Origin of the sequence: Streptomyces sp. NPDC007095 (genome assembly GCF_040634475.1) — a bacterium.
GTDB lineage: Bacteria > Actinomycetota > Actinomycetes > Streptomycetales > Streptomycetaceae > Streptomyces.
Map to the genome: position 1 here is coordinate 15,373 of NZ_JBEYFS010000076.1, position 22,859 is coordinate 38,231.

Sequence of the window (22,859 nt, forward strand, 5' to 3'; positions counted from 1 at the left end):
GGTCCGCCCGTTCCAGGCTCATGCCTCCGCCCCTGAGCAGGAAGCCCAACTGATCGTCGCACGACGAACCCGCCGACGGTTCAGGCAGGCCCTCTAATGGACCGCCGCCAATGCGGGACAACCCATACTCAGCTTCCGAAGGCACACTGTCATGGTGACTACAACCACCCAGCGTCTCCTCGACCTCGCCGCGGCCGCACCGGCCAGTCACGATGAGGACCTGCTGCAGCTCTTGGAAGAGGCGAACGAGCTGTATCAGCAGGGCTTCGAAGACCTGCACCGAGCCGTGGCGGCTCGTGTGGGTGGAATGTCGCCCGAGCTCCTGGTAGCGACCGTGACCGCGGCCGGTCTGCCGTGCGACACCTCGCAGGACCGCGGCGAGTTGGTCTCGCTGCTCGCCGTCACCGAGTGGCAGATGACTCCAGCGGCCCTGTCCTACTCCGAGATGGCTGAGGGCGCCGCCCGCCGCGGTGTGTGCCTCATCCCTGAAGGATGAAGGCGGTCGCCTTGCCTCGGAATACCTGGGCAGCACGGTAGACCAGCACCCAAATCTTCTGCCATTATCTGAGTTGTGAGCCGGGCAGGCCGGCGCACTTTCCGACTGGACGGACGGTTCCGCCATGACCTCGTCACGTAAGCCTCGCCTGGCTGACGCTGCCGAGATCGCGGCTGAGCAGGGTCTGACCTCCGCGCGGGTCACCCATCTCTACACCACGCGAGACGAGAACGGGTTCCCGGAAATCGCCGGCATGCGCCGGCGCGCGAGACTGTGGGACCACGCCGAAGTCACTAAGTGGTTCGCAGAACGGTCCCTGGCGAGACTCGGCGATCACACACCACCCTCCCGGGACCCTGAGGACCTGCTGAACGGTGTGGCTGCCTCGAAGTTCCTGGGCTACAAGAACATCAACCAGGTCAACAACTACGTCCGCGACCACCCCGGGTACTTCCCCGACCCGGACGTCGTCGAGGAGATGGGCACCCCGGAGCGCCCCTACCGCAAGCTGCTGTGGCGGGTGCAGACCCTGCTCGACTGGAAAGCCGCCCGGCCCGGGAGCGGCCGGTACCCCGGCAGCGAACGGCCGGCCAAGGCACTTCCCGTCGTTCCGGTCGACGGTGATCCCGACGAGCTCCTGGGAGCGACCCAGGCCGCGGCGCTGCTCGGCTACAAGAGCGTCGGCTCCTTCTCCAGCAGCCTCGCCCAGGGCAATCTCCCCCTGATGCAAACACCTGACGCCCTCACGGAGAAGGGCGGGCGCCGGCGGTGGACGCGCAAGCGGATCCTCGAGCAGGCCGAAAGGCGTAGGCAGAAGAGGTAGGACGCGGTGGTGCGGCCTTGTCCCACCGCCCCCTGAACGCGGCTCCCGGTTACGGGTCGTTGGTCCCTTGCGGGCCGGGTGCCGCAACGATGGCCGGCACGGCGTGGTTCGCCACCACGCCCCCGCAACAGCCACGGCTGCTGCGGACCGGCCATCGCCCAACTTCTCCAGGAACTGCCTTCCTTGGTCTTGCCGAGACTGGCCACGGGAATGCCCACAGCACCCTGCCCGTGCCCGCCGGCACAGGCTCGTGGTCGGGGTTGTGGATGGGCGACCTCGAGGCAGATCGCGAGGCTGTTTCGACTTCGTGACCATGGTCGGGGCTCCGCGGTCGGGGGTTTGGTCGGGGCCCATGGGTTTTCTGATCAGCAGACGAAGACCGCCACGGCCCAAGGATTTGCATGACCAGCCTCGCTCTGAGCACCCGGGCCCCCAGCCCCGCTGAACCCCTGCGTCACCAGGTGCTGGCCGGACTCGCGCAGCACCGCATCGCCACCACCAGCCAGCTGCGCCGGATGCTGCGGCCCGACGGCACGCGGCAGCTGCTGTCCCGCGTCCTGACCAAGCTGCGCTCCGACGGCTTCGTCGACTGCACGGTGCTGCCGGACGCGAACCGTACCCGTACCAAAGCCTGGTATCTCACGCAGGAGGGCGCGCGGTTGACCCGGGACCTGCCGGTCCTGCGGGGGCGGCCGCCCTACCCCATCACCTCGGATACGGCAGCGTCACTGAAGACCTCGCACACGCTCGCCGTGGTCCGCGCCCATCTGGCCTTTGCCGCTGACGCCCGTCGGCTCGGGCACGAGCACGGCCCCTGGGACTGGACTCCTGAGGTGTCTCACTCGATCGGCGAGGGCGAGCGGATCGTGGCCGACGCCGTCCTGTACTACACCGTCGTCGAGAGCGAGCACCGGAGAAAGCTGCGCGCGTTCGTGGAAGTCGACCGCACCACCATGAGCAGCGAGCGGCTGGCCGTGAAGTTGATCGAGTACGCCCGTCTGTTCCAGTACGAGGCCCAGCCCGTCGGCCGCCGCAGGCCGGCCGCCGCAGGTCCTGCCTGGCTCCGCTGGTATCCGGTCTTTCCGCGCGTGCTCTTCGTGCTCACCGGTGCCTCCCGGGCCAGGCTGGACCATCGGATGAGCGATCTGCAGGCGATGGTTGCTCAGCACCCACTCGTAGCGGCCCTTGCCCGCGAAGTCCGGCTCGGAGCCGCCGTGCTGGAAGACATCGAGCAACACGGTCCCGCCCAGGCCGTGTGGGTGCCTCTGGCCGGCGGCAAGCCTCGCCCCTGGACCGAGTTATGAGTCGGCCGCGCGAGCGATAAGGGTGATCAGCCTGCCGCCCCCCGGACTGGTGTCCTGGGGGCGGCACTCGTTTCTCCGTAGTGTCGGGGCGCAAGCCACTGCCCCGGCCCGACATCCCATGCCGAGCCGGGGCAGTACGTCGAATCCGCCCGTGCCTCACGCGGCGCCAGAGGGCAACGCGCCGTTACTGAAGGCGTCCTTGCACACGGCTGTGCTGCGCCTCTTCGCTCTGGTTGGTTTGCTGGTTTTTGATCACGTACTTGGCACTTTGGCCCGATCCCTGGACCTGCTGCACCGTGCCGTCGCATTGCTGCTGCTGGTCGTTCTGGTACCTGACCTTGTCGCCCTGTTTGTACGCCATTTGCGGCATGGGATTACCCACGGTAACCTCCTGTGATCGTTTTTCCGGTCGCATCCGTGCTTCCCCGGCACGCTCCCCAGTCACCGCTGGAGACCGGCAACCACCCATAAGAGGGGAAACGGTTGTTCCGTCGCAGCGAAGGTTGAGCGTTCTCACCGAGTGCTGGTCGGTGGGCTTTTCTCATCGAAGGTTGAGTGGGCTGGTCAGGGCAGGGTCGGCAAGGTGCGCACAGCGGGCGCCACGTGCGTTGCGAGGACGTCACCCGGTTTCCGCCCGTACGGTCGAGCGATGTGATCACTCGATCGTGAGTTCTTCCGCTTCCCGTCCGGTGTGACGCGATGCTGGATAGGACGGCGCGTGACCGGCGCAGCCTGGATGTGCCGCGGGTGGGGAGATGGCATGCCGCAAGAAGCGGGGCGATACGGGGGCGTGGACGGCCAGGCGCTGCTGCTGGCGGCCGGGCTGGCCGATCTGGTGGTGAGCACGGTGGGTTCGGCCCTGGGGACGGTGCGGGGGGTGTTGCGCCGCTCGGACGCCGCGGAGCTGGCGGCGGAGGCCGAGCACGACCTCATGGCGCGTGGGCGCCTGGTGCTGGACCGGTACGCGGCCGCGCCCCCGGCCCATTTAGAGGTCCTCGCCCGGCACGCCCTGGCTCGGAAGACTGCCGATGACGTCTGACCGATGGGAGCCGGTCGCGTTCAAGGCCCGTGTCGACGAGGTACTGCACCGGTTCGTTGCCCAGGAGGCCGACGAGTTCGCGGCGATCGATCCGATCCTGGGCGCGGTGGCCGAGCAGCTGGAGGCGGCGGTCGCGGACGGCAAGCGGCTGCGGGCGGCGTTCTGCTACTGGGGATGGCGTGCGGCGGGACAGCCGGACAGCGATGCGCTGGTGCGGGCGGCGGCCTCCATGGAGCTGGTGCACGCCGCCGCGGTCGTGCACGACGACCTCATCGACGACAGCCCGCTGCGGCACGGGCGCCCCACTGCACATGTCACCCTGCGCGGTGCCCTGGGGCGTCACCCAGACGCCGACGCCGCCGCAAGGTCGCTGGCGATGCTGGTCGGGGACCTGCTGACGGCGCTGGCCGGGCAGCTGTTCGCCACCAGCGGTCTGCCCGCCGCGTATCTCGTCCGGGCCCGCCCGTTATGGTCCGTGATGGCCCGCGAGCTGATCGCGGGCGAGTGCCTGGAGATCCTGCATACCGGAGCCGGTCCGGATACCGATGCGTCGCTGAAGGTGATCCGGTACAAGACCGCCAAGTACACCGCCGAGCAGCCTCTGCTGATCGGCGGCGCCCTGGCCGGGGCGGGAGCGCGGCTGCGCGAGGGCTACTCCGCGTACGGCCTGCCGCTGGGCGAGGCGTTCCAGCTTCGGGACGACCTGCTCGGCCTGTTCGGAGAGCCGGAACGCACCGGCAAGGCCAATGCCGACGATGTGCGCGGCCAGCGGCCCACGGCGCTGCTGGCCGAGACGTGGCGCCTCGCCGGCGACGGCGAGCGGGAGCTGCTGCGCGCTCTGCTGGGCCGAGGTGACCTGGACGGGGAGGGGCTCGACGCAGTGCGCACGATGATGCACCGGCTGAGGGCGCCCGACCGCATCGAGGACATGATCAGGGCACGGGTCGAGGAGGCTCTCGATGCCCTCCACGAGCTGGATGTGCCAGCGCACGCCACCGCTGCCCTGACCGCGCTGGCGCATTCGGCGGCGGTCCGCCTGTGCTGACCCTCGCACCGGGATGCGCAAGCCCGTGTCGTCCCGGGCAGCTGGCCCTCCCGCCTGTCGTGGACGATCCCGTGGAAGACAAGGAGCCTTGCCATGACCTACACCGAGGCATCGATGGACGCCCTGCGGCAGGCCGGTGACGAACTCGCCGACGCCACCGTTGCCGCGCTCTTCGAACGCGGGGAGGTGGGCAAATTCAACACCCTGATGCGCTACGTCTCCACCGTCGGCGCTCCCCTGCCGGACGGGCTGCCCGATGTCGCGCGCGAGTACCTTGAGGCCGCCCGCGTGCCGGCCTGGGTGGACTGGGCGGAGATGGAGAAGGCCCGGCTGTTCTTCGTCGACAACAACGTTCACATCTCCACCGCGCTGTCCTTCGCCTCCATGCCCGCCTGCTACGTCGTTCCGCACGTGGCGAAGCTGCTGTCGACGACCCACGGGCTGAAGTACCCCTCCAAACGGATGGCGGAGACCGGCCAGTTCACCGTCTACCTGATGCAGCCCGACGCCTTCGAGGCCGGCAGCCGCTTCATCCCCGCCGCCCAGAAGGTCCGCCTCCTGCACGCCTCCATCCGCCACCACCTCAAGCGCGAGAACCGCTGGGACACCGAAGCCCACGGGACGCCGATCTGCCAGGAGGACATGATCGGCGGGCAGATGTTCTTCTCCCTGCTCGTACTGGACAGCCTGCATCGCCTCGGCATCCACATGTCGACGGACGGCGCGGAAGCCTACTACTACGCGTGGCGCGTCGTCGGTGCCATGCTCGGCGTCGACCAGGACGCCGTCCCTGGGACTCTCGACGAGGCGCGCCGGTTCCTCGACCTGTACATGGTCCGGCACATGGGGCCTTCCGAGGAGGGCACGCATCTGACCCGGCAGCTCATCCACCTGTATGAGGAGGTGGTGCCCGGCACCTTCTTCGACCCGATCGTCTCCGCCCTCATCCGCTACCTCATCGGCAACACCTGCGCCGACTGGCTCCACGTGCCGCAGACCCCATGGGACACCGTCGTCAAGGCCGTGCCCCACCTCCTCGGCATCCTCGAAACCATCGAAGACCGCTCCCCGCTCGGCGCCTGGGCCCTGGACCGTCTCGGCCACCTGACCACCGTCTTCGAGCTGTCCTCCCTCACCCGCGGACGCGTCATGCACTACGCCATTCCCGACACGCTGAAGAAGGACTACGGCATCTCCAGCACGGTGACCCGCTCCCACCGGTGGACCCCGCCGACCGCCACAGTCTCTTGACCCACACACTCAACCTTCGATGAGAACCGCTCAACCTTCGCCGCGACAGGTCAACGGTGGCCACACGCCTGCCCGCTGATCCCTCTCGCCGAGCATTCCGTCACCCCACGCTCCGCATTTCGTCGGTCCCCCTGTGTCAGGGTCCGGTTGCGCAGGCCGTCCGGGCGGTCGGCTACGTCGTCAGGTGCTCTGGCACAGCGGCGGCAAGAGCCCGTCGCCCGGCCAGAAAGGCTGCTCGGTTGCGATGCCCGTGAGGAACATGCCGACCTCGGCGAGGACTTTGGCTCGGTCGTCCGGTCCGTAGACGATGGACTCCCCCGCTGCGGCGTCGAAGGCCCGCACCTCGCTGTCCAGGCCGGTGCAGATCAGAGCCCGGGCGATTTCGGGAAGCCCGAGGCTGAGGGCATCGCACATCTGCGTCCGCACGAGCTGGACCAGGTCCGTGGTGACACGTTCGAAGTCGCCGACCGTCGGCCAGCCGGCGCCACCGTTCAGTTCGTGTGTGAGGGTGGCCAGCGGGATGATCTCGCCCGGCTGCCGTCCTCGGGTGAGGAGGTCGTGGATCCGGGCGCCGTCGGGCTGCTGGACCTGCGGATGGAGCAGGGTGTCGGCAGTCACCACGGTGGCGTTGATCTCCTGGGCTCCGGGGCCGGGGTGATACGGCTCGTGTGCGAAGAGCAGGTAGACGTCCGCGGTGCGGACATCGGGGCCGGGCTGGGGCTGGGGCATGAGGAGGGTCCCTCTCAGCGATGACGTGCCGGGCGCGTGGTGAGGTGCTGGCCGTGTCGTCGGCCGGGGACCGGGTGGGTACGGGCCCAACGGACGCTCGGGCTTGCGGGCCTGGTCCGCGTTGGCCGGTCCGGGTGTGGGCTTGAGGATCTGGGCGGCCTGGTCGGCGAGTTGGACCATTAGCCGTTCACGAGCGATGAGGTCGGCCGAGGCCGAGCGGGTGTCCTGGGTCTGGAGCAGGCCGGCGGCGTCCCACAGCGTGTGCCGGCCGATCTCGGCCGAGCGGCGCAGCTCGTAGCGGTCGCTGCCGGCGGCGGCCTGGACGAGGAAGGTGTGCAGGGCGGCGAGGCGCTGCAAGTAGCGGCAGGCGCCGTCGCCTTCGACGCTGCGGACGTGTTCGCGGGCCCGGGCGTCCAGCTGGCGCGGCAGGTGCTCGGCGAGTATCGGAGCGAGCACCATTCCCGGCAGCGCGGCGTCGACGGGAACGCCGTGGCCCATCGCGAACAGGCCTGCGAGCAGGCTGATGAGGGCAATGGCAGCGGCGGAGAGTCGCAGGGACCCGGGGATGGTGGGGGCCAGGGTGAGGCGCTGGGCGGGGTGCCTGGTCAGCCAGCGCAGGGACAGGCGTTGCATAGGGCTCGCGGTGGGGGTGAGAACCCCGATCTGATGGGGTTGCTCGGGCGGGGTGCCGTCGCCGGGAACGGTCCAGGCGAGCCAGCCCCACCGGGTGCGTTCGTAGACGAGGACGGGTTCGCACTCGGCCGTGCAGGTGTGGTCGCGGACGTGGCCGGTCCGCAGGGCGCGTGAGCGTTCCGCCTCCCAGCGGCCCGGGTCGAGGGTGAAGGGGCGCCGGTGCTGTGCGGCCGCGGTCGGTGGTGGTGTGCGGAGCGTGTCCGTCATGGGCTGATTCCTTCCAGTGGGTCGGTCAGGCGGAGGCGCAGGTCCTGCAGCGGCCGTTGCCGTCGGGGTGGGCGCGCCGGGGCGTCGGGCCCGGGCAGGTGCGGCACAGCGGCCAGCCCAGGCAGGCCGGGCAGAGGTCCTCACCAGGGGCGGTTGCGGGCACGCCGCAGCCGGCGCATTCGACGAGGGCCCGGTAGGTCAGGGCCTCGGTCACGCTGCGGGCGGCGGCCCCTGTCGATGAACGCTCCGTTGTCGCCGACGCGTACGGCTCGTTCCACGGGGGCGCATCGTGGTGGTCCGCTGCGATGGCAGGCGGCGGGTAGGCGTGGGCGGCGCGGAGCCGGGCGGCGATGATCGCGCCGACCGAGGTGCGCACCGGGTGCGGCAGGGGCCGGTCGGTGATGACGTGGCGCAGCTGCTCGCTGCTCCAGCCGGACTCCAGCATCACCGTGGCCACGCGGCCCTGATCGGTCAGCACCTTGCCGGTCAGCAGGAGGTCCGGACGGCTCGCTCCGATCTCGAGCAGCAGCTGGATCCCCGGATGCATCTCGTCCGCCGGGAGCGCAGCCGGCGGGGACGCTGGTGCGTCGGGCTGGTCCGTCCCTTCGGGTGTGCGCGCGATGTCGCTGCGGTCGCACGGAGGGACGGTGCTGGTCTTCTGCTTGTTGGTCTTCTTTCTGTTGGTGTTCTTAGTGGGGCGATTAACCGACGTCGGGTTATCCACCGGTGGAAAACCCGACATCGGTTGCGACCTGCCGTTTTGCAGGCTGGGCAGATCGGTGATGAAGTACGCGGCCGCGCCGAGGGTGCCGTCAGGGTGGCGCTCGCGTTCCCGGAGCAGGAAGCCGTGCTTCTCCAGCTCCCTGAGGCCGCTCTTGACGGCCGCCTCGCCGTCGCGGCTGCGGCGCACCAGGTCCGTGACGCTCATCCGCCAGCCGTCCCGGTGCGTGCTGATGAGCCCGAAGATTCCCTTCGCCTTGAAGGAGAACCTGGGGTCGCGGAACAGGCCGTTGGCGATCTGAGTGAACTGATCCGCCGCCATCACCCCACGGCGGATCCCCGCCCCGAAGCCGGGCGGCGCCTCACCCGCCGGCGCGGAGGCGAACGCCGAACCAGCCGCCGCGGCAAGGCCGGCGTCGACGGGAGCGGGACGGTCCGTGATCGAGTACACGATCTCGCCGAGCGTCCCGTCGTCGTGCCTCAGCTGTTCGCGGATGAGGTAGCCGTGCCGCTGCAGTTCGCTCAGGCCGCCGCGCACGGCGTCGCGTCCGTCGGGTCCGGCGCGCACGAGGTCGGCGACCGTCACGTGCCAGCCGGCGCGGTGGGTGCTGACGTAGCCGAAGATTCCCTTCGCCTTGAAGGAGAGCCGTGGGTCGCGGAACAGGCCGTTGGCGATCTGGGTGAACTGGTCCGCCGCCATCACCCCACGGCGGATCCCCGCCCCGAAGCGGCTCATCGTGCTTCCTCACGCGCCGAGTGCGCGCGGCCGTCGACGCCCTGGAGCGGACGTGCGGGAGCGGGGTGGCCGGGGCCGCTGTGGGAGGTGACGTGAGCGAGATCCATTCCGTCAGCTCACCCGGCGCCCCCGACCAGGCTGACGGCCACATCCCCCGACCACCGGTCACGATCCGGCAACATGCACACTGGGCTGGCGTGGTCGGGCTCATGGTCGGGCCGACCACGGCCCTTCCCCGGCGCGCCAGCCGAAGGATGCGCAGTCGCGATTGCGCAGCGGCAGCGTCGCTCATTGCGCAGGCAGCTGCGCAACGGTTCCGGGTCCTGCGCATTCGGCATGTGCAGCCGACTGCGCACAGCGGACAGGCGCCGTCGACGTTGGTCTGCGCACTCGGCCAAGGCGTGCGCAACCGGGCCTTCCGCGGCCGCCTTCCAGGAGCCGGCGCGGGCCCGGTCCTTCGGCGGCTTCTCCCTCTGTGTCCCCTGGGCTCGCTGGGCCAGTTCCCCGTCTCCACCACCTTCACGGCGACGTTCGGTTCAGGCGTGCCCGGTCGCCGTCTGGGGCCATGGTCGGGGCTGTGGTCGGGCCGACCATGACCCCGACCACGGGCTTTGTGTCCCCATCGTGACCGTGGTCGGGGGCTCATGGTCGGTGGTCTGGTCGGGGTCGGCGGGTTGTCTCAAGGTCAGCAAGTACACGTTCTGACCTGGGAGTTTGACCATGTCCCCTGGCAAGCAGGCCTCGGAGAGCGATGCGGCTCCCCCGATGGCCGCAGGCGCCCGGCTGGAGAAGATGAGGCGGCGCGTCCGCCTGTCGCGCCTTGCCCTGTTCACCGCGATCGCGGCCGGCCCCGTCGCCCTGGGCGTCGCGGTGGCGTCCGGCCCGCCCACCGTCGCGGCCGCCCCCTCGGACAAGCCGGCCGCCGTGCACAGCGCGGCCGCCGCGGCCGACCCTGCGGGCTATGCGCAGGTGTTCGTCGACGCTTGGTTGCACAGCAGCGCCGACGACGCGAACAGTGCGCAGGCGCGGCTTGCGCAGTCCCTCGCGCCGGACGTCGATCTGCCGGACCCGGTCGCCAGTGCGCAGCCGAAGCCGGCGGCGGTGACCGCCGTGCGCAGTGCGCAGCGCGGGGACGGCGAGTGGGCGGTGACCGTGGCTGCGCAGTACGCCGACGGACGGCTGCGCTACTTCGTCGTCCCCATGACCGCAAACGCGAGCGGCGCCTTGTTCGCCGTGACCGGCGCCCCCGGCGTGGTGGCCGGCCCGGCCCGGGCCGAGGTGCCGAAGTCGTCGTACGGCGTGACGGTCCCGGAGGGTGATCTGTCCTCCGCTGTCGGGGAGTTCCTCGCCGCCTACCTAACCGGTGCCGGGGAGGTTGACCGCTACCTTGCGCCCGGCGTGCGGATGTCGGCCGTCTCCCCCGCGCCGTATACGACGGTCTCGGTGCAGCAGGTGTCCGCTGTCGAGGAGGCGGAGGCCGGGCAGGTGCCGGCCGACGGCACCAAGGTCCGCGTCCTCGCGCAGGTGGAAGCCCGGGACTCCGGCGGCCGGTGGCCGCTGGGGTACGAGCTCACGCTCACGGCCCGCTCGGGCCGGTGGGAAGTTGCGGCGCTGGAGTCCGGGACCGCCCAGGACGGGGGTGCCCGGTGAACACGGTGCACAGCCTGATGCTCGCCGGGCAGCTCAACGACCTCGGCAACTCGTGGATCAACATGTTCAAGGAGTGGGCGACCAAGGGCCTGCAGGCCGGTCTGGTCTGCCTCGTGGTCGTCATCATGATCCAGAAGTTCAGCCTCAAGGCCGGGATCGGCGCCCTGCTCCTGATGGTGATCGCGCTGGGCCTGTACAACTCGCGCAACGACCTGGCGAACATGTTCACCGACGAGGTGAAGAACCCGGCCAAGGGCGCACCCGCCATCCCCGGCATCGTGCGCAGTACCGACCCTCTCGTGCGTGACCACTCCGCCGGCGCGGGAGGCTGGCTGTGAGCGCCGCCGCCCAGGTGCGGATGGGACGCTTTTACACCTCCGCCCGCCGCCACCCCTGGGTCCTGGGCAAGGTCGCCGACTGGAAGATTCCCCTCGGCCCCTACACCCCTGCGCAGATCGCGGTCGCCGTCGGCGGCGGCTTCCTTCTGGTCAAGACCATCAGCTGGTGGGCGTGCATGGGCCCCGTCCCGATCGCGGCCTGGCTGCTGGCGATCTGGGCGGTACGCCGGGCGAAGATCAACGGCCGCGCTCCGATGCAGGCGGCCCTGGGCTGGGTGCTGCTCGGCTGGCAGCCGCGCGGCGGGCGGATCGGCGGCCGCGCCGCCCGCGACCGCACTTCCCACGCGCTGCTTGGTGGCTTCACCATCGAGGACGCGTTCGCCTCCGTCCCATTGGTCGCACCGTTCCGTGCGCGGCGGCAGCCGGCCGGCCGGACACCGACCACGCCGCGATCGTCCACGCGACGCCGCCCGGCGCCGGCTGCTCCCGCGGCGCCGGTGCGGCCGGTGTCGGGTGTGCAGCAACTGCTAGCGCTCGCCCAGCAGGGGGGTGCGCGGTGAGGGTTCCGATCCGTCACATCGCAGGGCACCTGGTCTGGTCAACGCATGGCAGCGTGTGGGGCATCTACCGGCTGCACCCGGGCCCGGACGCACAAGGTCGCCTGGAGGAGACCGTGCAGGGCACCTACGTGCCGGCCGCCGTACGGGACGAGCAGCTCGCCAAGATCACGCATCTGGTGCGCTCCCTGTCCGGGGCGCCGCGGCTGTTCGGGTTGTGCGCCCGGGTCGATCCGGGCGAGATCGCGCTGCGCATGATCGAGGGCGTCGAGCCGGGCGAACCGCTGTCGGGCCAGGAGCACCCGTGGGTGGAGAACGTCGAAGCCACGCTGGATCTGTTGGACGGTCAGGAGATGCACCTCCGCACCCTGTGGCTGGCGGTGCCGCTGCAGACCGAGACAGCCGGACTGCAGGTGTCTGCGTCGCTCGGCGCAATGTGGGCGGGACTGGCTCCGGCGCTGGGCATGCGGGCAGCGCCCGTGACGCGCCGCGAGGTGAGCGCCTACCGGGAGCAGGCCTCCCGGGTGGAGGCCGCGCTTGCCGGCGGCATCGCCTTCCGCCCGGGGCGCCCGGCGGAGATCGTGTGGATGATCCAGCACGCCCTCCACCGCGGGCTGCCGGAGCCGCTGCTAGCGGAAGCCGAAGCCAGCGCTCTGTTCGGCGGGCACATCCGGGAGGGCGTGCTGCGCTCCCCCAGCTACGCCGACCTCGGCCAGGTCCGCCTGCAGGAAGGCGGCATCGACCCCGAACTCGACGACGTCGACGAGCTCAAGAACGCAGGCCGCATCACGCGGTCGGGACGCCAGGCCTGGTGGCGGCTGAACTCGGCCTCCCCGCTGCGCCGACGGTGGCTGCAGGTGGAGTCCGACGCCGGGGTGGGCTATCAGGCGCAGCTGGCGCTGGCCGAGTGCCCGCCCGCTGTCAGCCAGGACGCAGCTGACCTGTTCGCGCAGCTGGAACTCCTGGACTTCCCCGTCGACTACACCGTCGACCTCACCCTCGTGCCCGCGGAGAAGGCGCGGGATCAGGTGCGGCGCAAGAAGAACGAGCTGATCGACCAGGCCGATCAGTACGACGCCCGCCCCACCGGCATGCCCGCCTCGCTGACCGAGGCCGCTCGGGATCTCGGCGAACTAGACACCAGGCTCTCGCGTACCTCGGTCGAAGTCGAGGTGCAGTCGGTGACCGTGCTGACCGTGTGGGGGCCGACCGCCGCGATCTGCGACGCCCGGGCCCGCGCACTGGCGGCGCTGCTCGGCGGCGCTGACTACCGGGCGGTGCGCCCGGCCGGCCTGCAGGAGGCCCTGTTCACGCTCGGCCTGCCCGGCACCGCGCGGCCCGGTGTGATCCAGGAGTTCACCCAGCACCAGGTCTCCGAGGATTGGGCGCTGTCCGGTGCCTTCACCGTGGGCGAGGTCGGCGACCCGAACGGCATGTTCCTCGGCATCGACCTGGATTGCGGCACCACCCGCCCCGTGATGATCAACGTCGCCGATGCGCCGAAGCAGGACGCGTCCGCCTCCATGGGGATTGTCGGGGATCTGGGCGCGGGCAAGAGCGTCCTGGAAAAGCTGATCGCGGAGGCGGTGTGGGCGCGCGGCGGCTGCGCGATCTGCATCGACCGCACCCCGGTACGCGAGTGGGCCACCTTCGCCCGCACAGCCGCTAAGGGCCGCTGCCAGATCATCGACGCCGCCCAGGCAGAGGTGTCCATCGACCCGCTGCGCATGTTCGACGGCCCCGAAGGCCGCCACTATGCCCTGTCCTACCTCACGCTCCAGCTCGGCATCGGCCCGATGAGCACCAACGGTGAGGTCCTGCACCATGCCGTCGAGCGGGCCGCCGCCGGTGACGCCCCCTCCATGCACCGTGTGCTTCTGGTCCTCGAGGAGATGGCCGGGGCGGAGGCGGGCAAGCGGCAGGACGCGGCCGCCACCCTCGCCGGCCTCATTCGCGTCGTGGCCGGCAACCCTCTTGCCGCGATGGTGTTCGACCCGGCGCTGCCGCCGGTCCGGCTGGACGCCTCCAGCGCCTCCGACATGATCGTGATCACCACGACCGGACTGAAGCTGCCGCCGAAGGCCGCGTTCGACAAACCCGAAGTGCTGCACCAGCAGCCGCTGGAGGCCTTGATCGGCCGCGCGGTGCTCTACCTGATTGCCGCGATCGCCCGCCAGACCGCGTTCGAGGACCCCGAGCGGTTCACCGCGGTGGTCCTCGACGAGCTGTACTGGCTGACCAGTTCCGCCGAGGGCACCTCCCTCGTCCACGAGATCCTCCACGACGGACGCAAGCACGGCGCCGGCCTGCTCGCGGGATCGCACGACGCCGAGGAGCTCGGTCCTGACCGCGGCCTGATGGCCTACCGGGCGCTCGCCCGCACCACGGATCGCGAACGCGCCCGCCGGGGCCTTGAGTTCGTCGGACTCGACCCGAATGACCCGGAACTGCTGCGGCTGGTGACCACCGGCCTCTCCCCTGTCGGCCAGAAGGGCCGTGAAGGCGAGTTCCTGCTGACCTGCCCCCGGCAGAACACCGGCCGCGTCAAGGTCGCCATCCCCGACATCCGGCGCATCAAGTCGTCCATCACCACCACCCCGGGACGCCGCACGAGCCCTGCCTCGTACCCGGGTTCATCCTCTGAGCCGCCCGCCGGTGCCCGTCCGAAGGAACACGTCAAATGACCTCTTCTTCCTGGGACCGCTCCCGGCACGTCACCGCGGCCGCGAGCGTCCTCATAGTGATCGCCGCCGCCGTCGGCGTGCTCGTCCTGACCCTCGGGACGAGCACGCCGGAGCCGTGGTGGCCACACACCGGGCAGGCCTTCGCCACCGACGCCCACTCCGGCCACCAGGACCCGTGCGACCGGATCGTGGGGCCCGCCAAGGAGTACTGCGAGCGTGGCACCACGAACTCCGTCTCCACCTCCACCGGGCACCGCGGTGCCGCCGGGGCTGCGTGGCGGCTGGTGACGGCCGGCGCGGGGCTGACCGTCCTCGTTGTGTGGCGGCGCCGGGGTACCGCTGGGCAAGGGCGGCGCTGACACATGTGGCGTCCAGACCGCGGCACCCTCCGCTCGGCCGGTTTCATCCTGCTGCTCACCGGCGTGTTCGTCATGGTCAACAGCCAGGTCGTGTTTGCGGAGAGCAGCAGCAGTGAGACCGGTGATCTGCTCTCGCCGCTGAACATCACCTCCTCCGAGGGGGTGCCGATCAACGGGTACGAGCTGAACGCCGAAGGCGGCTCCATCGTCGCGTTCAGGTCCCAGGCGCTCGCCTTCGCCCTGTCCGGTCTGTTCACGCTGATCCGGCTGCTGGTCGGCTTGGCCGGGTGGGCCATCGAGCTGGCCTTCCGGTTCCCGCTCCTGAAGATCCTCATCCAGCCGGCGCAGAAGGTCGCCGACTCCTACACCCGCGTGGTCGTCGACACCCTCGGCATCAAGGGCTTGCTGCTGGCCTGGGCGTTCGTGTTCGCCGGATTCATGATTGTGCGCGGCCGTGTCGGCCGCGGTCTGGGCGAGATCTTCCTGACCCTGCTCATCGCGGCGCTCGCCGCGTCCGCGTTCGTCCGCCCCGACTACCTCCTCACCCAGGACGGCCCACTGGGCCAGGCCCAGCAGGTGGCCGCCGAGGTGGCCCAGCAGAGCGTCAACTCCTACGACTGGGGCGGCAAACTCGCCAGCCGCGGCCCGTGCGACGGCATGGCCGGCAACCAGGAACTCAAGTGCCTTCAACAGGAGGACGAAGGCCCCGTCTCCGCCGCGGAGGTGGCCCGCCCGATCCAGGACTCGATCACCAACGCGCTGATCGTCAAGCCGTACATGCTGCTGGAGTACGGGCGCATCCTCGACCCCGCCAAGACGGCCGACCGGACGGCGTACGCGGTCCACCTGAAGTGGATCACCGGCGGGTACAAAGCGAGCGCGCAGAACAAGGGCAAGGGCGCCAGGAACGATGCCTGCCGGCGGATCAAGGGTGAGGCGAAGAAGTACTGCGAGCGCTCCACCAGCGATGTCCCCAGCGGAAGCGGCACTCTCCCGTCGCTCACCCCCGGGGGCGAACTGCTGGACGCCTCCAACGCCATCGTCACCGACGAAGACCGCGAGTTCTCTTCCTTCCTGGCCGACATGAAGCGGGCCGGCCCGGTCGGCAAGGCGTGTGCCGCCTACGCCGAGAAGCCCACCTGGTGGCGCGTTGGCGGCGCCGGGCTGCTGCTGATCGCCGCCCTGTTCATCTGCGGCATGCTCCTGTCGAGCGCGATCGTCCTGCTCGGCACCCAGGGCATCTGCGCCGCCGCCGCAGCGGCGGGTGGGGTCACCTTCATCGCCGGGATGCTGCCCGGGCCTGCCCGCCAGTCCGTGTGGAGGTGGGTGTCCCTGTGGGGCATCGCGATCCTCGCGCTGGTCGGGATCTGTGCGTTCGTACCGTTCTTCGGCATCGCCGTCGACGCCACCATCACCAACGGCCCCGACCTGGTGGTCGAGCGGATCCTGCTGATCGACGTGCTGGCCATCGCCGGTGCGGCCGGGCACCGCAGACTGCTGACCAGCATCACCTCCTTCGGCCGGCGCATGGCCATGCGGATGCGCTACGCAAAGGTCGGCGGCACCCACATGCCCGGCGACACCTCCGAACTCGGCGCCGCCCTCGCCATGAACTCACCCGCAGCGATGGGCGGCTACGGCCGCGGGCTGCGCGCCTTCACCGGAGGTGGCGGCCGGTTCGGGATGCTCGGCACCCGCCAGCGCCTGATGGGCGCCCTCGCCTCACTGGTCGACGGCGCGGGCATGCCCGTCGACACTGGGGGGCTGCTGGCCGACGCCTCGGCCGAAGCCGGACGCGGACTCGCACCGCTGACTGCCGCTGCGGCCGTCGGCGGACTCGGAACACGGCTCGGCGCGAAGGGCGCCCACTGGCTGCTCATCGGCAGGCGGCCCGACATGGACAAGCTCATCAAATGGCGCAAGCCCACCGCCGACGGCGATCCTGGCGGCCCGCCCGGTGCCGGACCGGGCGGTTCAGGCAGCGGCGGGCCGCTCAGGCCCGGCGGGCCACCCGACCGGTACCGCAACGAGGACGGCCAGGTCCTCGACCCCAACTCGGGTCAGACGCTGCACGACCAGAACACCGACCGCACCCTGCTGTCCACCCGCGCGCACAACCGGCTGGTCCGCTTCCGCGGTTACCGCATCCTGCACCGCGGCGGCCGCGCCGTCTACGGGACGACGGTCGGCCTGCCCGCCACCGTCCGCGCGGCGCGGTCAGGCGGCTCGCGCTACTCCCAGGACGCCCGCCAGCAAGTGCAGGTATGGGGCAACACCGTCCGCCAGGACCTTCACGCCTGGGGAGACGCCGGACGACTGATCCGCCGCAACAACACCCCTGCCGTCCCTACCCAACCGCCGCCACCCAGGCCACCGTTCCCACCCAGGCCACCGTTCCCACCCGGCCCTTCATCGCCCCCCGGCCCTTCGTCGCCCTCAGGGCCGTCCTCATCTCCCAGGCTGCCCCGGTCCGGTGGACCCGCAGGCGGTACGGGCCAGGCCTCCGCGCCGCCCAGCGCGCCGGCTTCCCCGGCCCCGCGGCCCACCGCCCCGGGGAGAATCAGCGACAACACGCGCAGCCAGGCACGGGCCCGGTTCCAGGAGCTGCTGCGGCGTACCGCGCCCGATGCCGAAATGCTCCGCCGGCAGCAGGAGCAGGCGCAGCGCGCGCGAGCCTATGAAGAGGCGCGGCGCATGGGGGCAGAGGTCGACTGGCTGGCCCCTGCAGAGCCCGAAGACGGTGACGGCCCGTGACCCGCCGCCGCAGCCGGAAGGCCACATGGGGCTGCCTGACCGTGATGCTGCTGATCGCCGCCGTGTGCTGCGCCGCCCCCATAACCGGAGCGATCAGCGCAGTCGTCGCACTGCAGAGCGCCGCGCGAGACGACGGCGGCACGGCCGCCGACATCCCGCCGCGCATGCTCACCGCCTACAAGAACGCCGTCCAACAGGTGGGGAAGTACGTGCCGAGGTGCCAGGGCATGCGCTGGCCGATCCTTGCCGGGATCGCCAAGGTCGAGTCCAACCACGCCATCGGCCGCACCATCGCCGGCAACGGCGACATCCGCCCGCGCATCTACGGCGTACTGCTCAACGGCTCCGGCGCGGGCGGCAACACCACTGCCTTCCCGGACACCGACGGCGGCCGGTGGGACGGCACCGCGACTGGCGAGCGTGCGGTCGGCCCCTTCCAGTTCCTCCCCTCCACCTGGGAGGGGATCGGGAAGGACGCGAACGGTGACAAGACCGCCGACCCGCACAACGCCGACGACGCCGCCCTCGGCGCCGCCGTCTACCTGTGCGGAAACGGCCGCGACCTGACGAAGCGGACCCAGCTCGAGGCGGCGATCCTGCAGTACAACCACTCGAGCGAGTACGTGGCGAACGTGCTGGGCTGGATCGACCAGTACACGGCGGCCGCCAAGAGCCCGGACCTGAAGAACGTGTCCGGGAGGGTCCGCGCCGTCCTCGAGGTGGCGCTCTCCCAGCGGGGTGTCCCGTATTCCTGGGGCGGCGGCAGCACGAACGGGCCCAGCACGGGGATCTGCTGCTCGCCGAGCGGGAAGAGCGGCGCGGACATCACCGGCTTCGACTGCTCGGGGCTGACCCTGTACGCCTACGCCAAGGCCGGCATCAGCCTGCCGCGCACCGCAGCCGCCCAGGCCGGTGTCGGAAAGCGGATCCCCGCCGGCCTCGGCACCACCGCTCTCAAGCCCGGCGACCTCGTCTTCTTCGCCTACGCCCCGGGCCGGGATTCCACGATCTACCACGTCGGGATCTACGTCGGCAACGGCCGGATGGTCAACGCCGCCCGCCCAGGCACCCAGGTCCGCCTGGACGCGGTCAACGCGATGTCCGGCTACGCGGGAGGGGCCCGACTGCTGTGACCACTTCCATGCCGCGCTCACCTCGCATTCTGGTCATCGCCACCGTCCTGCTGGCCGTGTGCGGGCTGGGCCTGCTGGCCGTCCCCCACGCCAGAGAAGTGTCGGGCTCGACGAAGGCGCCGGGCTCCTCAGCCCCGGTGCCCCGCTCTCCGGCGGCCTCCCCCGCCAAAGGCTCTGCGGCGACCGACGTGCCCGCGCCGACCCGCGCAGCAAGCAGCCCTACCAGGGGCGCCGTCGTGTCTGCGCTGCCGCCGCACGGCGAAGGCGTGGCAGGCGACCGCGTCATTCAGGAGGCACTGGACGCTGACTGGCCGGCGGACCTCGCGCCAGGTGATGCGCGGCGGCTGCTGGCGGTGGGCCGGTCCCTGCTGCGGGCGGACGCCACTGGCGCCGGCCGTGGGAGGTGGCCCACGGTCTTCACGGCCGAAGGCCGGGCGCTGGCACCGGCGTTCGCCCGGTTCCGCATCCAGGCCGCGATCGCCCGCCGCGACGGCGGAGGCGGCCGGGCCGTGGTCCACCTGGTGTGGGCCGGGGCCGACCGCGGCGGGACCTACACCGACGGCCGCATCACCGACTGGCGCTTCACCCACACCACAAGGAAGGGATCGCCCACGTGGACTCCGCTGCCCCGCACCTGAACGCCGGTGCCACGGCGTCAGGACAGGTGCCCGGCCTGCTCACCACGCTTGCCGACGCCGCCGGATGGCTCACCGGCCACTGGTATCTGTTCGTGCTGGCCCTCGCCCTGGTCTGGGGGTTGGGCGAGATCGTCGTACGGCGGCTGGCGCTGAAGGCGTCGGCCGAGCGGATGGCGCTCGAACTCGCAGCGTCCCGGCACTTCGACCCGGGCCTGGAGGAGATCTTCCGCCGCGGGGTGCAGCTGGCCCGCGCCTCCACCAGCATGCCCTGGTGGGCGCCGCGAAGGTCGAAGGCGGTGCAGATCAGGCTGCGCGCCGACGGCTCCAGCCCGCTCCGCTACCGGATCGAAGGGCCGGCCGGTGCGCAGCGTCTGCTGTCCATCACGCCGTTCGGTCCGGACGTCACCGTCAGCCGGGCCCGGCCGATCGCCGACGAGCCGCGCGAGCACACCGTGCGGGCGGAGTTCATCCTGCGGGGCAGGCCCACCGCTCCGCTGCGTGAGGTGCCGCTGGATCCGGACCCGCTGCAGCCCCTCGTGGACGCGGTGTCCGATCTGCGGGCCGATCTCGGTGACCTCGCCGAAGTCCGCCTGGACATTCAGCGGGCGCCGAAGTGGGCGTTGCGGGCGCGCCGTCTGCAGCTGATGCAGGCCGCGCGGCGCGCGGAGCGGCGCGAGACCGCGCGTGCTGCCCGCTGGGTGCGGCGCGACGCAGCAGGGTTCGAGGACCCGCTGGGCTGGCATCTGCAGCAGCTCGTCAGCGGCAGGCAGGGCGGGGCCGCCGGGCGGCGGCTGGTCATGCCGCCGGTGCCGCGCCGGGTGGACCGGGCCGAGGCGCTGGGCAAGCTCGCCGAGGACGACCACCTGGTGCGGGTGCAGCTGCTGATCATGTGCGCGTCCAGGGTGGAAGGCCGCGCTCAGGCCCGGCTTGCGCAACTCCAGGCCGCTCTGGACGTGTTCGGCGGGCGCTCCCGGTGGGCGATGCGCGGGCTGCGGGTGGGTCCGTGGCGGCTGGGCGCCGATCACTGGCCCAGCCGCCGTGCTTTCGAGCGGCGCTGGAGGCATGGGTACTGCCAGCCGCCACGGGCCAACTGGGTCCGGCTGGAGGAGCTCACCGGTCTGCTCAAGCCGCCGACCGTGCACTGCCGGCTGCCGCTGCTCGCCGGTGACCTGCCGTCATTCACCTTCGGTGACCCCGAGTTGTTGTTGCAGGGCCTCTACCGGGGCCCGGACGGGCGCCGTCGCATGGTGGCCACCCACGCGGCCGAGACCCTGTTCGAGTGCGCCGTGGGCAAGGCGGGCGGCGGCAAAACCGAACGCGCCCTCGCCCAGGCCATCGGCTGGGCCCACGCCGGTGGCGGGCTGATGTTCCTCGATCCGCACCGCGACTCCTGGCCGCGCGCCGCGCCGTTCCTCGCCCACGACCACCTCATGGACCGGATCGCGCTGATCGACCTCAACGCCAACGGCCCAGCGCCCAAGGTCAGTTCGTGGAATCCGCTGGGGATGCAGCACGGGCCGGCCCCGCACGAGGTCGTCGAGGCCCTCACCGATGCCTTCGCCGCCGCCCTGGGCTGGGACGACGCGAACGCCCCCCGCGCGATCACCATCCTCACGGCCGCGCTGTCGGTGCTCGTCGCCGTCAACCAGGCGGCCTGCCAGGCAGGCCGCCCCGAGGACCAGGCCACGGTCTTTCACACGCGGGCCCTGCTCACCGACCCCGACTTCCGCGCTGCGGCACTCGCCGCCACCGCCGACCGGCTCGACGAAGAGAGCCGCTCCTGGTGGAAGACCGTGTTCCCGGCCCTGCCCGCCGACGCGTTCGCCGTCGTCCTCAACCCTCTCGCCCGGCTGGCTGCCAACCCCGTCACCCGGGCCTTCCTCGGCCAGGGTGCCGGCGTCTACAACGCCCGCGCCGCGATGGACCACCGGATGATCGTGTGGGTGTGCCCGGCCGGGAACGGGCCCACCGACCGGCTGCTGACCGCCCTGCTCGCCCGGGACCTTTTGCGCGCGGTGCGCTCGCGCCGCGACACCCCCGAGAACGGCCGGGTGCCCTTCCGGCTGTACTTCGACGAGCTGATCACCCTGACCGGCGCAGCCCCGGAGACCATCGCGTCGATGTTCGAGGACTTCCGCAAGTACAAGGCCACCGTCCACGGCATGACCCAGCTCCTCGCCCGCCTTCCGGCCCCGGTGCGCCTGTCGCTGACCCAGAACGCCTCCACGCTGGCCAGCACGGCCGGCTCCACATCGGCCATCGCTCCCATCACCGCCGAGTGGGGTGACAGCCCCACCCCGGCCCAGGTCGCCGTCCTGGACCGCTTCGAGCACTACGTGTCGCTGACCGTCCGCGGCCGCCGTATCGGACCGCTGCGCCTCACCGGACCCCATCTCGACGAGGTGTTCGCCGACCAGGCCCGCCCCGGCAAAGTCGCCGCGCTCGAACACGCCGCCCGGGCCACCGCCGGCGCGCTTCCCCTCGATCAGCTCACCGCCCGCGCGGCCGGCCAGCTCGGCCGCGTGGCCGCCTTCCTCGCCCAGCACACCCCCGCCAGCGCGCCATTGCGCCTGGACAAGTCGAAGGGATACCAGTGACCATCGCCCCGCTCTCCGCCCGTTCCGAGCCGTCCGGGCTCGTGCCCAGTCCCGTCGAGCCACTGCCGCACCAGCTCCTGGCCGCGCTCGCCCAGCACCGCATGGCCACCACCAGCCAGCTCCACACTCTCCTGCGGCCCCACGCGACCCGGCAGACCCTCTCCACCCCGCTCAACAGGCTGCGCCGCAAAGGCCTGCTCGACTACACGGTGCTGCCGCAGTCCAACCGGTCCCGCGCCTGGTTCCTGACCCCCGACGGCGCCCGCCTCACCCGGGACTGGCCGGCGCTGCGCGGCCGTCCCCCCTACCCCATCACCTCGGCGACAGCCGCCTCCCTGCGCACCCCGCACACCCTCACCGTGGTCCGCTCCCACCTGGCCTTCGTCGCCGACGCCCGCCGCCGCGGTGACGAGCACGGCCACCTGGACTGGACACCCGAGGTCTCCCACCCCCTCAGCGACGGCGAGAAAGTCATCGCCGACGCGGTCATGCACTACACCCTCGCCGGCAGTGAACAGCGCACGAAACTAAGGGCGTTCATCGAAGTCGACCGCGCCACCATGGGCAGCGAACGCCTGGCATCAAAGCTGATCGAGTACGCGCGGCTGTGGTCGTACGAACCGCAGCCCATCGGCCGCGCACGCTCACGACGCCAGCAAGCCGGAGCAGGGGCGGCCTGGCTGCGCTGGTATCCGGTCTTCCCACGGGTGCTGTTCATCCTGACCGGCGCGACACCGCACGTACTGGCCAACCGGATCAGCGACCTGCAAGCCATGACCACACAGCACCCGCTCGTCGCCGCCCTGGCCCGCGAAGTACCCCTCGGCGCCGCAATCCTCAACGACCTCGAAACCCACGGCCCGACCGCACCGCAGTGGGTACCACTAGCCGGCGGGAAGCCACGGCCGTGGACCGAGCTGTGATGTTCCAAAGTGCACGATCCAGGCCGCCTGAGGCGCCACATGCATGGCTGACGCACACCAGCACCAAAAGGCTGCACTGGGAGAACGCCGACAAGGATGATTGGCGATTGCAAAGACAGGATGTGACTGAAATTAAGCCAAGTTACCCATGTTGTTGGCTAATTCAGACAGAAACCATCTGGC

19 protein-coding genes are annotated in these 22,859 nt (G+C 71.0%); 16 read left to right on the forward strand and 3 right to left on the reverse strand.

What is annotated here, in order from left to right:
* Window positions 1–151: 151 nt before the first annotated feature.
* The 3 genes from ABZ656_RS25450 to ABZ656_RS25460 all read left to right on the forward strand — a co-directional run bounded on the left by ABZ656_RS25450 (window position 152) and on the right by ABZ656_RS25460 (window position 2,623).
* Entirely contained in the window at window positions 152–496 is a 345-nt protein-coding gene (locus ABZ656_RS25450) for a hypothetical protein (RefSeq protein ID WP_360270683.1), read from the forward strand.
* Between the two features lie 124 nt (window positions 497–620).
* Window positions 621–1,319, forward strand: a complete 699-nt coding sequence (locus ABZ656_RS25455; protein ID WP_360270685.1) for a hypothetical protein — start codon at window positions 621–623, stop codon at window positions 1,317–1,319.
* Between the two features lie 401 nt (window positions 1,320–1,720).
* Window positions 1,721–2,623: a replication-relaxation family protein gene (locus tag ABZ656_RS25460; protein WP_316738682.1), complete on the forward strand. Its 903-nt coding sequence runs from the start codon at window positions 1,721–1,723 to the stop codon at window positions 2,621–2,623.
* 184 nt (window positions 2,624–2,807) lie between these two features.
* Here the strand turns inward: ABZ656_RS25460 and ABZ656_RS25465 are convergent, their stop codons facing one another.
* Complete coding sequence (locus ABZ656_RS25465) at window positions 2,808–3,005, reverse strand: hypothetical protein (protein ID WP_316738683.1); 198 nt, start codon at window positions 3,003–3,005, stop codon at window positions 2,808–2,810.
* 378 nt (window positions 3,006–3,383) lie between these two features.
* Here ABZ656_RS25465 and ABZ656_RS25470 point away from each other — a divergent pair, with 378 nt between their 5' ends.
* The 3 genes from ABZ656_RS25470 (at window position 3,384) to ABZ656_RS25480 (ending at window position 5,958) form a co-directional block, all read left to right on the forward strand.
* Window positions 3,384–3,662 (forward strand): polyprenyl synthetase, encoded by a 279-nt coding sequence (locus tag ABZ656_RS25470; RefSeq protein WP_360270688.1) that lies wholly within the window; start codon window positions 3,384–3,386, stop codon window positions 3,660–3,662.
* On the forward strand, window positions 3,652–4,707 hold the full coding sequence (locus ABZ656_RS25475; protein WP_316738685.1) for a polyprenyl synthetase family protein: 1,056 nt from the start codon (window positions 3,652–3,654) through the stop codon (window positions 4,705–4,707). Before ABZ656_RS25470 ends, ABZ656_RS25475 begins: the two co-directional genes overlap by 11 nt.
* Window positions 4,708–4,800: 93 nt before the next feature.
* Window positions 4,801–5,958 carry an oxygenase MpaB family protein gene (locus ABZ656_RS25480; protein WP_360270690.1) on the forward strand — a complete coding sequence of 386 codons (1,158 nt, stop codon included), beginning with the start codon at window positions 4,801–4,803 and terminating at the stop codon, window positions 5,956–5,958.
* Window positions 5,959–6,138: 180 nt separating this feature from the next.
* On the opposite strand, the gene ABZ656_RS25485 is transcribed toward ABZ656_RS25480, so the two are convergent.
* Together ABZ656_RS25485 and ABZ656_RS25490 are read right to left on the reverse strand one after the other, a co-directional pair.
* A complete protein-coding gene (locus tag ABZ656_RS25485) occupies window positions 6,139–7,587 on the reverse strand; it encodes a hypothetical protein (protein ID WP_360270692.1) in 1,449 nt (482 codons plus the stop codon).
* Window positions 7,588–7,612: 25 nt separating this feature from the next.
* Window positions 7,613–9,043 (reverse strand): hypothetical protein, encoded by a 1,431-nt coding sequence (locus ABZ656_RS25490; protein WP_360270694.1) that lies wholly within the window; start codon window positions 9,041–9,043, stop codon window positions 7,613–7,615.
* A 720-nt stretch (window positions 9,044–9,763) separates the two neighbouring features.
* Here ABZ656_RS25490 and ABZ656_RS25495 point away from each other — a divergent pair.
* The 10 genes from ABZ656_RS25495 to ABZ656_RS25540 are packed head-to-tail and all read left to right on the forward strand — an operon-like array spanning window position 9,764 to window position 22,676.
* Complete coding sequence (locus tag ABZ656_RS25495; RefSeq protein ID WP_360270696.1) at window positions 9,764–10,693, forward strand: conjugal transfer protein; 930 nt, start codon at window positions 9,764–9,766, stop codon at window positions 10,691–10,693.
* The gene (locus tag ABZ656_RS25500; RefSeq protein WP_266647304.1) at window positions 10,690–11,031 is read left to right on the forward strand and encodes a hypothetical protein; all 342 of its coding nucleotides are present in this window, start codon (window positions 10,690–10,692) and stop codon (window positions 11,029–11,031) included. The genes ABZ656_RS25495 and ABZ656_RS25500 overlap by 4 nt, the downstream gene beginning before the upstream one ends.
* Window positions 11,028–11,591 (forward strand): hypothetical protein, encoded by a 564-nt coding sequence (locus ABZ656_RS25505; protein WP_360270698.1) that lies wholly within the window; start codon window positions 11,028–11,030, stop codon window positions 11,589–11,591. Before ABZ656_RS25500 ends, ABZ656_RS25505 begins: the two co-directional genes overlap by 4 nt.
* A complete protein-coding gene (locus ABZ656_RS25510) occupies window positions 11,588–14,272 on the forward strand; it encodes an ATP-binding protein (RefSeq protein WP_360270700.1) in 2,685 nt (894 codons plus the stop codon). Before ABZ656_RS25505 ends, ABZ656_RS25510 begins: the two co-directional genes overlap by 4 nt.
* Complete coding sequence (locus ABZ656_RS25515) at window positions 14,269–14,631, forward strand: hypothetical protein (RefSeq protein WP_360270702.1); 363 nt, start codon at window positions 14,269–14,271, stop codon at window positions 14,629–14,631. Before ABZ656_RS25510 ends, ABZ656_RS25515 begins: the two co-directional genes overlap by 4 nt.
* 3 nt (window positions 14,632–14,634) lie before the next feature.
* Window positions 14,635–17,385 (forward strand): hypothetical protein, encoded by a 2,751-nt coding sequence (locus ABZ656_RS25520; protein WP_360270704.1) that lies wholly within the window; start codon window positions 14,635–14,637, stop codon window positions 17,383–17,385.
* Entirely contained in the window at window positions 17,382–18,518 is a 1,137-nt protein-coding gene (locus ABZ656_RS25525; RefSeq protein ID WP_360270706.1) for a bifunctional lytic transglycosylase/C40 family peptidase, read from the forward strand. Before ABZ656_RS25520 ends, ABZ656_RS25525 begins: the two co-directional genes overlap by 4 nt.
* On the forward strand, window positions 18,515–19,156 hold the full coding sequence (locus tag ABZ656_RS25530; protein ID WP_360270708.1) for a hypothetical protein: 642 nt from the start codon (window positions 18,515–18,517) through the stop codon (window positions 19,154–19,156). Before ABZ656_RS25525 ends, ABZ656_RS25530 begins: the two co-directional genes overlap by 4 nt.
* The gene (locus tag ABZ656_RS25535) at window positions 19,132–21,753 is read left to right on the forward strand and encodes an ATP/GTP-binding protein (RefSeq protein WP_360270709.1); all 2,622 of its coding nucleotides are present in this window, start codon (window positions 19,132–19,134) and stop codon (window positions 21,751–21,753) included. Before ABZ656_RS25530 ends, ABZ656_RS25535 begins: the two co-directional genes overlap by 25 nt.
* Window positions 21,750–22,676 carry a replication-relaxation family protein gene (locus ABZ656_RS25540; protein WP_360270711.1) on the forward strand — a complete coding sequence of 309 codons (927 nt, stop codon included), beginning with the start codon at window positions 21,750–21,752 and terminating at the stop codon, window positions 22,674–22,676. The genes ABZ656_RS25535 and ABZ656_RS25540 overlap by 4 nt, the downstream gene beginning before the upstream one ends.
* The last annotated feature ends 183 nt before the right edge of the window (window positions 22,677–22,859 follow it).